Origin of the sequence: Neisseria sp. P0020.S003 (assembly GCF_051957095.1) — a bacterium.
In the GTDB taxonomy this organism is placed as follows: Bacteria; Pseudomonadota; Gammaproteobacteria; order Burkholderiales; family Neisseriaceae; genus Neisseria; species Neisseria subflava.
Window position 1 is genome coordinate 1 of sequence record NZ_JBQCWU010000009.1, and the last position, 11,052, is coordinate 11,052.

Below are 11,052 nucleotides of genomic sequence, written 5' to 3' on the forward strand. Positions count from 1 at the left end.
TTGCCGTTTTGACGAACTGAGCATCCCCGATTACAGCACCTTATGCCGCTACCGCAACTGGCTGGCGCAAGACGACACCCTGTCCGAATTGCTAAAACTGATTAACTGCCAACTGACCGAAAAAGGCTTAAAAGTAGAGAAAGCATCCGCCGCCGTCATTGACGCCACCATTATTCAGACCGCCGGCAGCAAACAGCGTCAGGCCATAGAAGTCGATGACGAAGGACAAGTCAGCGGCCAAACCACACCGAGTAAAGATAAAGATGCCCGTTGGACAAAGAAAAACGGCTTATACAAACTCGGGTACAAACAACATACCCGTACCGATGCGGAAGGCTATATCGAGAAACTGCACATCACCCTCGCCAATACCCATGAGTGCAAACACCTGTTGCCTTTGTTGGAAGGACTATCCAAAGGTACGACCGTCTATGCCGACAAAGGCTATGACAGTGCGGAAAACCGACAACATCTGAAAGAACACCAGTTGCTGGACAGCATTATGCGCAAAGCCCACCGCAACCGTCCGCTGACGGAAGCGCAAACCAAACGTAACCGATATTTGTCGAAAACCCGTTATGTGGTCGAACAGAGCTTCGGTACGCTGCACCGTAAATTCCGCTATGCCCGGGCAGCCTATTTCGGGCTGATTAAAGTGAGTGCGCAAAGCCATCTGAAGGCAATGTGTTTGAACCTGTTGAAAGCGGCTAACAGGCTAAGTGTGCCTGTTTGCGCCTAAAAGGCGGCCGGATGCCTGATTAATCAGGTATCCAAGGGGGATTAAGGGTGGGATTTGAGTAGAATCAGTGGATATTTGAAACAAAAACAGCCGAAAATCTTTGTTTAGGTTTCGGCTGTCGGGGGAAGGACTTTTTTGCAAAGGTCTCAGTATGTCAGAGAATAATCAGGCCGTCTGAAACCCAATGATTCAGGTTTTCAGACGGCCTATCCTACTTCTACTATTCAATTAGAACGTATGTTTAACCGTTGCAGTTACACTACGCGGCGTGCCGTAGACGTGAATATCCGGCATGGTGCGATAGCGTTTGTTAAAAACGTTTTCAAAGTCCAAACTGATGCGGGTGGATTTGCCGATTTTGTAATGACCGGTCAAGTCCAGCGTGGCGTATGGGCGTTGGGTCAACGCGGCCGCGGCGGCCGGATTGATGTCTGCAGGGTATTCGTCCAGAGTGTGGCTGCGGCTTTGCCAGTTGACGTTGGCTCCCAGGTTCAAACGGTCGGTCACGTCATACGCGGTAAAGAGTTTGAACAAATGAACCGGGTAAGACGGATGCAGTTGAACACCTTCGCTGTCTTTAATTTTGGAACGTGCATAAGACGCATTCAGCAGCCATTTGTCGCTCAAGCGGCCGCCGACCGATAGTTCCACGCCTTTTGTTGTGGTGTTGTCGGCTGCACGGTAGTATTCCTCGCCATTCGCGAATTTGCCTGCAACCACGCCCAAATGGTCGCGTTTGTTCATAAAGACGGAGGCGGAAGCATTCAGACGGCCTTCAAACCATGATGCTTTCAAACCGGTCTCGTAGGTTTTGCCGCGCTGCGGTTTGAGCGCTGCGCCGTCTTTGGTCAGGTAACGCACTTGCGGACGGAAAATCGTGGTGTAAGACGCATAGGCAGTCAGATTGTCGCCGATGTCGTAGGTTACGCCCAAATAAGGAATGAAAACGTTTTGTTTATGGCTGCTGTGTGCGAATTTGTTACGGCTGGTGCTGTAACGGTAACGCCAATCCACAAAACGGCTGCCGCCGATAAAGGCGAGCTTGTCGGTCAGTTTGAAACGGGTCGAGCCGTAAACCGACAGGTTTTTCATGCGTGAAAAACCATCGCGCAGATACGGCATATCGGGTTTGGCGATATTGCCGTTAAAGAGGCGCAAATCAGGAATCGTCGATTCGCCTTCTTCATAGAAAGACAGGTTTTCTTTGTTGTCCTGATAGCTGATGCCCGCATTGAACTCATGCGAACGGCCCAATGCAGGATAGTGACCATCCAAAGTCAGGGAGAAATCTTGGTCGCGATATTTGCTGCGATCGCGGTCGGATGTAAAGAGCGCGGAATAGTCGGGATTGATTTCGTATGTACCGGCAATGCCTGAAACGATGTCGTTTTTGCCCGAAACATGGCTGTAATTGCCTGTCAGTTTCCAGCCATTGTCAAACTCATGGCTGAGGGAAGTAAACACTTCGGCACTGGTGTCTTTGCCGTATGCCCAGCGTGCGGAAGAATTGCTGCGCGGCGAAGACTCAAATGGTATGAATCCAGTACGGCGCGAACCTGCTGCGGTCAGGTAGCTGAAACGCGAGCTGCCGGTATTGCGGAAACGGTGTATTTCCGTACCGAGGCGCCATTGGGTTTGCGGCGTGATATCGTAAGACAAAGTACCGTAGAAAGTGTGATTATGGCGCGAAGTGTTCGGCAGGTAATCGCCGCCGTGGTCGCTGACCAAAATAGCGCGGCCGCGCAAGGTATTGTCTGCATTCAAAGGCTGATTGGCATCAAGGACGAAGCGGTAGTGGTTCCACGAACCGACACCGGCTTCTATGCTGATGGCAGGCTTGGCAGTCGGTTTTTTGCGTTCCAAAGCAACCGTACCACCCGGCTCGCCCATACCGCCGTTGGACAAACCGCTTGCACCACGTACGACGACGACTTGTTCGTACAATGTGCTGTCCAGATTGTTGGTACCGCGGCGGATGGCTTTACCGTCGTAAAGGAATTTAGGCGCGCCATCCACGGAAATGCTGTCAATCGCCTGACTGCGCGAAATAAATTGGCTGTGGCCGGATACGTTGTTGCCCATTTTGCTGTGGAACACGCCCGGTGTTTGTTTTAACACGTCCTGCAAGGTATCCAAACCTTGGTCGTCCATTTGTTTTTCGGTAACGACAGACAGGGACTGCGGCGTTTCGCGCTGGGTCAGGCGGATACCTGTCGCGGCGGAGGAAGCGGGAATGGTGTAGTTGGAAGTAGTCTGTTTACCGACACCTTGGACGGTAACTGTCGGTAAATCGACACGCTCTTGCGGCTGGGTATTTTCTACTTCGGTCGCAAAAGAATACGCCGAACACAGCGCCAGACTGACGGCAAAGCTTAATTTGCCATAGGGAAATACAGGTAGTGACATAGCCTCTCCAATTAGCTTATATTTACAATTTGGTCGCAGATTCTATCAAAAAGATGTAGTCCGATGAAACTATGTTCTAATCACTATTTCCTAAGTAGTTCGTTTAATTCAAAATATTTATTTTCAATCTAGTACCAATTAACTAAAAAGGCCGTCTGAAACCCATATAATCAGGTTTTCAGACGGCCTTAATCTTTTTATTACAAGGTAATCAATCTGCCAATTTTCGTGCCAATTCTGCCAAACGTTTACCTTGCGCGAAGGCAATATCGTTTTCTTCGGCAGTCAATACCGGCTTGCTGTCGTGGCCGGAAACATGGCTTGCGCCGTAAGGCGTGCCGCCACTTTGGGTATTGCTGAGCGCGGACTCGGTATATGGGATGCCGCTGATGACCATGCCGTGGTGTAACAGGGGCAGCATCATGGTCAGCAAGGTGCTTTCTTGGCCGCCGTGCAGAGAAGATGTACTGGTGAATACGGTGGCAGGTTTGCCGACGAGTTCTGCACCGAGCCAAAGGGGAATGGTGCCATCGATAAAATATTTCATCGCAGCGGCCATATTGCCGAAACGTGTCGGACTGCCGAGCGCAAGGCCGGCGCAATTTTTGAGATCGTCGGCAGTCGCGTATGGCGCGCCTTCGTCAGGAATGGCTTTTTCAACGGCTTCGCAAACGGTGGAAACTTTGGGAACGGTACGCAACACGGCTTCGCAACCGTCCACGCTTTCGATACCGCGTGCGATTTGGCGGGCAAGATTGCGCGTACTGCCGTTTTGGGAATAAAAGAGGACGAGGATTTTCAGGGGATTTGGGTTCATTTGGGGTTTCCGTTACAATGCTGTCAGGTTTCAGACGGCCTTTTAAATACTCGGGCCGTCTGAAAAGAAAAAATTTCAATTTAGAAGTGGGAAAAGGTTATGCCGTTTTCGCAATGGTGGCAAGGTTTTTTAAAGAGTAAAGGCGTGGCGTTTGCTTGGTTTGTCGTGCGCCGTTTTGATGAGGAGCGCGTGCCGCAGGTGGCGGCAAGCATGACGTTTACAACGCTTTTGGCTTTGGTGCCCGTGTTGACGGTGATGGTCGTCATTGCTTCGGCCTTCCCCGTTTTCGACCAATGGTCGGGAGAATTTGTTTCTTTTATCAACCGCACCATTGTGCCGCAGGGCGCGGACATGGTGTTTGACTACATCAATGCGTTCCGCGATAAGGCCACCAAGCTGACGGCGATCGGCAGTGTGATGTTGGTTGTAACCTCGCTGATGCTGATTCGGACGATAGACAATGCGTTCAACCGGATTTGGCGCGTCAATTCGCAACGGCCTTGGATGATGCAGTTTTTGGTGTATTGGGCGTTGCTGACGTTTGGGCCTTTGTCTTTGGGTGTGGGCTTGTCGGTCGTAATCGGTCAGGTGCAAGTAGTGGGCGGCTCGGAATGGCTGAGGGTCATCACTACGGTTTCATTTATTACGGTGCTGCTGTGGGGTTTATACCGCTTTGTGCCCAACCGTTTTGTGCCTGCCAGCCATGCTTTGGTCGGCGCGGCTGTAACGGCGTTTTGCTTGGAAACGGCACGCTTTTTATTCGCTTGGTACATGGGCAACTTTGACGGCTACAAATCGATTTACGGCGCATTTGCCGCAGTACCGTTTTTCCTGTTGTGGCTCAATCTATTGTGGACGCTGGTATTGGGCGGCGCGGTTTTGACCTCGTCCCTTTCCTACTGGCGCGGCGAAGCGTTCCGCCGCAGTCTGGATGCGCGCGGCCGCTTTGACGATGTATTGAAAATCCTGTTGCTGCTCGATTCTGCCCAACAAAACGGCAAGGCGTTGCCGGTGCAAGAGTTCAGACGGCATATCAATATGGGCTTTGACGAATTGGGCGAGCTTTTGGAAAAACTGGCGCGGCACGGATATATCTATTCCGGCCGTCAGGGCTGGGTCTTGAAAATGGGGGCGGAGTCCATCGACTTGGCGGAGCTGTTCAAACTCTTCGTCTACCGTCCGCAAATACTTAACAAAGACAAGGTAAATCAAACGGTTGACCACATTATGCAGCCCTGCTTGGAAACCTTGAACATGACGCTGGCCGAGTTCGGCGCCCATACAAAAAAACAATCCTCTTAAACCTGACGCCGTCTGAAACCAAAAATATCATGTTTCAGACGGCCTTTGCTATAATCGGCACACTACTGAATACTATATTCAACCTACAAGGAAAAATAGATGAAAACACCAGCCCTACTCTCTCTGCTCGGTCTGATTCCATCTGCCGCCTTTGCCGCCCACGGCGTAGGCCTTGGCCAACCACCCAAATATCCGGCCAACTTCACCGCCTTCGAATACGTCAATCCCAACGCCCCAAAAGGCGGCACGTTTACCACGCCTTTCCTCGGTGCTTTTGACACGCTCAACCCCTTTACCCTCAAAGGCAACCACGAATACGGCATCAGCATGCTGACGCTCGACACCCTGACCGAGCAAAGCATGGACGAACCTTACGCTGTTTACGGCCTGATTGCCGAAGACATCGCCCTGGCGCCGGACGGCCTTTCCGTTACCTTCAAAATCAACCCCAAAGCCAAATTCCACAACGGCGACCCCGTTTTGGCCAAAGACGTTGCCGCTTCATTTAACATCCTGACCAAAGACAAAGCCGCCGCCCCCATGTACCACTTCTACTGGAGCGACGTGGCCAAAGTGGAAACGCCCAGCGATCGCACCGTCGTGTTCCGCTTCAAACAGCGCAACTCAGAATTGCACATGATTCTCGGCAGCCTGCCCGTCTTCTCGCATAAAAGCTATCCCAAAGGCCTGGCCGCCGCACCCAACAGCCTGCCGATCGGCTCCGGCCCCTACCGTTTTGCCAAAGCCGAAAACGGCCGCATCAGCGAGTTTGTCCGCGACAAAAACTACTGGGCGCAAAATCTGCCCGTACGCAAAGGCCGCTACAACTACGACCACATCCGCATCAAATACGTCAAAGACGAAGTCGTCCGCATCGAAGGGTTAAAAGGCGGCCAATATGACTTCGTACAAGAAAACGTCGCCCGCAACTGGGCGCGCGCCTACTCCGACGAAGTCCTCAAAAAACGCAACCTGTCCAAACACGAATGGCTGCAAAACAGCACCGCCGGCATGCAAGGCTTCGTCATCAATATGCGCCACAAACCCTTGGACAATATTTACGTCCGCCGCGCCTTGATTGAAAGCTTCGACTACGAAAGCGTCAACAGCCGCATCTTCTACGGCGCATACCGCCGCACCGACAGCTTCTTCACCAACAGCACCATGGCCGCAACCGGCAAGCCCGACCGTGCAGAAACCGCATTGCTCAAATCATTGGGCACCAAGCTGCCCAACGGCGTATTGGATCAAGACGTCCCTATGCCGCCGGTTACCGACCCCAAACTAGGCGTGCGCCCAAACCTGCTCAAAGCACGCGCCCTGCTTGAAAAAGGCGGCTATCAATACAAAAACGGCAAAGCAGTCGACAAACAAGGCAAACCGCTGACCTTTGAATTCCTTGCACCAAGCAAAAACTACGAACGCATTACCGCCAAATGGCAGCGCGACCTCGCCAAAATCGGCATTACCATGAACGTGCGCACCGCCGATTCCGCCGTATACCAAAAACGCATGAACGACTTCGATTTTGACGTGACCACCGGCTACTACGGCAACAGCGAAAGCCCCGGCAACGAACAATACGACTACTTCAGCTGCGCCGCTGCCAAGACCGAAGGCAGCCGCAACCTATCCGGCGTCTGTCATCCCGCGGTTGAAAAACTGCTGACCCATTTCAACAGCTTTACCAACCGCCAAGAGCTGCAAACCACCTCGCGCGCGCTCGACCGATTGATCCGCCACCAATACACCATCGTTCCAAACTGGTTCGCCGACCGCTACCGCGTCGTGTACCGTAACGATGTCGGCATTCCGTCCAAGCTGCCGAAATACTACGACCCCATCACCTTCGCCATGACCGCAGGTTGGAAGAAAAAGTAGTCGCATTTCGACAACACGTCCAAACGACTGACAAGTCCTGGGCGTGTAGTCCTAAGCATAGAATCATAAAACCTAGTTGTTTGTTTAAAAACAATCAATCGGCTGATTCCAAACAAACATAAAAGAAAAAATAACTTAAAGCCAAATCAAAGGCCGTCTGAAACATCCGTCAGCAAAATCATCTGCAACGGAACATTTCAGACGGCCTTTTCGTCTCTTTTCAATCCATTTTCGCAACCGAAGCAAAATATCGAAAATGAACAAAAAAATTGCAAAACAATGCCCTCAAATTTTACAAAACCGTGTACACTGCAAGGTAAGAGTTTGAATTATAAGGTTAATCTTAATAAAAACTATAATCATCCAAATTTAACCTAAATCAAGCATTCATATAACAGACAAAAGGAACAATAATATGGAAATCAAGCGTCTCTCTACCATTCTCAAACTGATTGCCAACCCCGAACGTATGGCCATTCTTTTTCTACTGCTTGACGGCGACCGCAGCATTACCGAACTGGCACAGGCACTCGACTCCTCCCCAACCGGCATCGCCAACCACCTCGCACGCCTGCGCACCGAAGGCATCATCGATTTCACGCGCTACCACCGCATCATCGAATACCGCCTCATCTCCGAAGAAGCTACCACCATCCTCAATACCCTGCGCACGCTCAAAGACCAAGCCGAATAAACAAATTATTCCACATCACAACATCAAGGCCGTCTGAAACATCAGCTTTCAGACGGCCTGCCACTTTCAGCCCATATCGAAAAATAAACCAATCCGCTATACAATACCGCCCATGCCCACAGGCACAATCTGCCGTCTTCCCACCCAACAGCACACACGGAAACATCATGAAAATCGCCACTTGGAACGTCAATTCCCTCAACGTCCGCCTGCCCCAAGTACAAAACTGGCTGGCCGACCACCAAGCCGACATACTCGCCTTACAAGAACTCAAACTCGACCAAGACAAATTCCCAGCTGCCGCCCTACAAATGATGGGCTGGCACTGCGTCTGGAGCGGCCAAAAAACCTACAACGGCGTCGCCATCATCAGCCGCCACGAACCGCAAGACGTACATTGCGGCCTCCCCGCCCTCCCCGACGACCCGCAACGCCGCGTCATCGCCGCCACCATCAACGGCGTGCGCGTCATCAACGTCTATTGCGTCAACGGCGAAGCCTTGGACAGCCCAAAATTCCAATATAAAGAACAATGGTTTGCCGCATTGACCGAGTTCGTCCGCGCAGAAATGGCCACACACCCTAAACTCATCCTGCTCGGCGACTTCAACATCGCCCCGGCCGATGCCGACTGCTACGACCCCGAAAAATGGCACGAAAAAATCCATTGTTCCTCCATCGAAAGACAATGGTTTAAAACCCTGCTTGACCTCGGCCTGACCGACAGCCTGCGCAAAATCCACCCCGAAGGCGCGTTCTACACATGGTTCGACTACCGCGGCGCCATGTTCCAACGCAAACTCGGCCTGCGCATCGACCACATCCTCACCAGCCCCGAACTCGCCGCCACCCTTACCGACGTCACCGTCGACCTAGAAACCCGCGCCCAAGAACGCCCCAGCGACCATGCACCGGTGATTGCCGAGTTTAACTGTTAGATTTTGAGTGAACAAACAATCAGGCCGTCTGAAAACCATGAGATAGGTTTTCAGACGGCCTCGGATGGGTTTTGGTTTGGTAGTTTCAGGTTTGGTAGCAACTGTATTTTTCACCCCGTCGGGTAAAAATACAGTTGCTACTACTAATCCTTCTTAATCGGCGGATTGGCATTAATCGGCAACGACGAGCGGGAAACTTTAACGTTCGGATAATAATTTCGCATCAAATGCTGAAACACTTCCGCCTTGCGCTCTTTTCCGCTCTTTTCGTAATTCGTCCCCAAAATCACTTCATCCACAATATCGCGTATATCGGTATAAGGCAGATAGACGGATTTTGTAGCTTCGCAATATTCGATTTTGTCCGAACCGATTTGTTCGATTTTCAGCAGGCGGAACTCTTCCTCGTCACGGAAAGCAAAATCTTTAAACAGATAGCGGATATATTCTAAAGCCTTTCCGTCTTCATTTTTGATTTTATTAGAGTTTTTAATTAACTTCGTTAACGCTGCTTTGAGCTCCTTAATACGGAACTTATGCCATTTTAGATTTTTCCCAACAGGCTTTAATCGAATACCGAATTCTGGTCTTCTTGCATCGGGTAGCCATATTGTGCATTTTTCCTTAGCAATATATTCATCGGAATAAGCGATATAAGCTACCTGATAAAGCGGCAGGTTTTCATCTTCTAAACCCGCTACATCTGCCTCTATTGGCTCTTTGAAACCTTCATTCTGTTCATTTGTAAAACTTCTGAACGAAGAAGAAACATCAGGCTCTTTCAACCAATCCCCGTTTTGATTAAATACCAAGCAGCACCCCGATGCTTCCACGCCGTTTTCTTTGCCATACAAACGGAACTGGTTCAAATCGTTTACACGACTGGAGAAACAGGTAAAGAAAGCATTATGGACAGGGCAGTCAGCCTTGTTTTCCAATTCCAAATCCTGCAAATTCAGTAGTTCCAATAGCCCTTCTCCTTCAGTCGGATCGTTCATATAAGTGGAGCTGCCAATTCTCATCGGACTAACCTTATTACTGTCAACAGGGTCGTTATTGTCGGCTTTATCATTAGTTTTATCGCTGACAATGCCGAATAATCTTTCACATACAGAAGGAGAAGTATAATGAGCAAGGGGAATCGCCCCCAATTCGATAGGCGGAACATTTAAAACTGCCAGAATGGTGGAGATAGCATCGGTTAAGCCGTCTTTTTTATTTTTGAATAATTTTTCCTGTATTCCCTGCTTTTTCTGATCAAAATAACTTTGCCATTTTTCTTCTTGGAGAAAATAAGAGTTTCGTAATAATTCATTGATTCTCTTTTTTAACTTTTCTCTTTCAGACTTATCAATCAGTTGTGATAAACGTTTAGCAGCAGATAAAAAATATCCCTCGGCCCGCTTAGAAAATTTTTTAGCTTGAGAAGTTTTTTTATCTTTAATTGCAATGGCCTGTTCTAAATAACAACGGCCCAGCCAACCCTCGGCATTGTTCTGTTCTTGAACGCTATTTTGCTTATCTTTCAGTTGTTCAGCAAGACTCAATTGCTGTTGGTAGTGTTCAACTGCTTGTCCAAATAACTGTTCCGAAGCTTTTCCTTCGGCTTTCATCGCCTGCTCGAAATAGCAGCGGCCTAACCAAGATTGGGCATTGCCCTGTTGCTGAATACCGTTTTCACCTGCCAACTGTTCGGCAAGCCTCAATTGCTGTTTGAAATGCTCAAATGCCTGTCCAAGCAACTTTTCCGACTCTTTGCCTTTGGCTTTCATCGCCTGCTCGAAATAGCAGCGGCCTAACCAATGTTGGGCATTGATCTGTTTCTGAATACCATTTTCGTCCTCCAACTGTTCGGCAAGCTTCAATTGCTGTTTGAAATGCTCAAATGCCTGTCCAAACAACTGTTTCGACTCCTTGCCCTTGGCTTTCTTCGCCTGCTCTAAATAGCAGTTGCCTAACCACGATTGGGCATTGATTTGTTTTTGAGGGTTGTTTTGCTTGTCTTCCATCTGTTTGGCAAGCCTCAATAGTTGTTGGTGGTGTTTAACTGCCTGCTCAAACAACTCAGCTGCATCCTTGCCTTTGGCTTGCTTCGCCTGCTCAAAATAGCAAAGGCCTAGCCCAGCTTGAATCTCATTTTGCTCTTCAATTTGACTATTTTTATCTTCAATTCCATCTAAAGCCTGATTCAGCTTCTCAATCGCTTCATCAAATTTTTTGTTATTGAATAACGCTACACCTTCGTTAATTAAACTCCAAACATTCATTACTTTAT

The 11,052-nt window shown here is 49.6% G+C and carries 8 protein-coding genes; 5 read left to right on the forward strand and 3 right to left on the reverse strand.

Annotation, left to right across the window (positions count from 1 at the left end):
- Positions 1 to 739, forward strand: a 739-nt coding sequence (locus ACTHTQ_RS06410) for an IS5 family transposase (protein ID WP_440363455.1), incomplete at its 5' end; no start/stop codon positions are given.
- Between the two features lie 228 nt (positions 740 to 967).
- On the opposite strand, the gene ACTHTQ_RS06415 is transcribed toward ACTHTQ_RS06410, so the two are convergent.
- Both ACTHTQ_RS06415 and wrbA read right to left on the reverse strand, forming a co-directional pair.
- Positions 968 to 3,145: a TonB-dependent siderophore receptor gene (locus ACTHTQ_RS06415; RefSeq protein ID WP_440363456.1), complete on the reverse strand. Its 2,178-nt coding sequence runs from the start codon at positions 3,143 to 3,145 to the stop codon at positions 968 to 970.
- 211 nt (positions 3,146 to 3,356) lie between these two features.
- A complete protein-coding gene (gene wrbA / locus ACTHTQ_RS06420; RefSeq protein ID WP_285071273.1) occupies positions 3,357 to 3,962 on the reverse strand; it encodes an NAD(P)H:quinone oxidoreductase in 606 nt (201 codons plus the stop codon).
- Positions 3,963 to 4,061: 99 nt separating this feature from the next.
- Between wrbA and ACTHTQ_RS06425 the strand changes: the two genes are divergently transcribed.
- The 4 genes from ACTHTQ_RS06425 to xth all read left to right on the forward strand — a co-directional run bounded on the left by ACTHTQ_RS06425 (position 4,062) and on the right by xth (position 8,777).
- Positions 4,062 to 5,264 carry a YihY family inner membrane protein gene (locus tag ACTHTQ_RS06425; protein WP_440363457.1) on the forward strand — a complete coding sequence of 401 codons (1,203 nt, stop codon included), beginning with the start codon at positions 4,062 to 4,064 and terminating at the stop codon, positions 5,262 to 5,264.
- A 99-nt stretch (positions 5,265 to 5,363) separates the two neighbouring features.
- Positions 5,364 to 7,145, forward strand: coding sequence for an extracellular solute-binding protein (locus tag ACTHTQ_RS06430; RefSeq protein ID WP_440363458.1), 1,782 nt, complete (start codon positions 5,364 to 5,366; stop codon positions 7,143 to 7,145).
- A gap of 415 nt (positions 7,146 to 7,560) precedes the next feature.
- Positions 7,561 to 7,839: an ArsR/SmtB family transcription factor gene (locus tag ACTHTQ_RS06435; protein ID WP_003683896.1), complete on the forward strand. Its 279-nt coding sequence runs from the start codon at positions 7,561 to 7,563 to the stop codon at positions 7,837 to 7,839.
- Positions 7,840 to 8,006: 167 nt separating this feature from the next.
- Positions 8,007 to 8,777 (forward strand): exodeoxyribonuclease III, encoded by a 771-nt coding sequence (gene xth / locus ACTHTQ_RS06440; protein ID WP_440363459.1) that lies wholly within the window; start codon positions 8,007 to 8,009, stop codon positions 8,775 to 8,777.
- A gap of 143 nt (positions 8,778 to 8,920) precedes the next feature.
- Here xth and ACTHTQ_RS06445 read toward each other — a convergent pair whose 3' ends face one another.
- Positions 8,921 to 11,044 carry a tetratricopeptide repeat protein gene (locus tag ACTHTQ_RS06445; RefSeq protein WP_440363460.1) on the reverse strand — a complete coding sequence of 708 codons (2,124 nt, stop codon included), beginning with the start codon at positions 11,042 to 11,044 and terminating at the stop codon, positions 8,921 to 8,923.
- Positions 11,045 to 11,052: the final 8 nt, after the last annotated feature.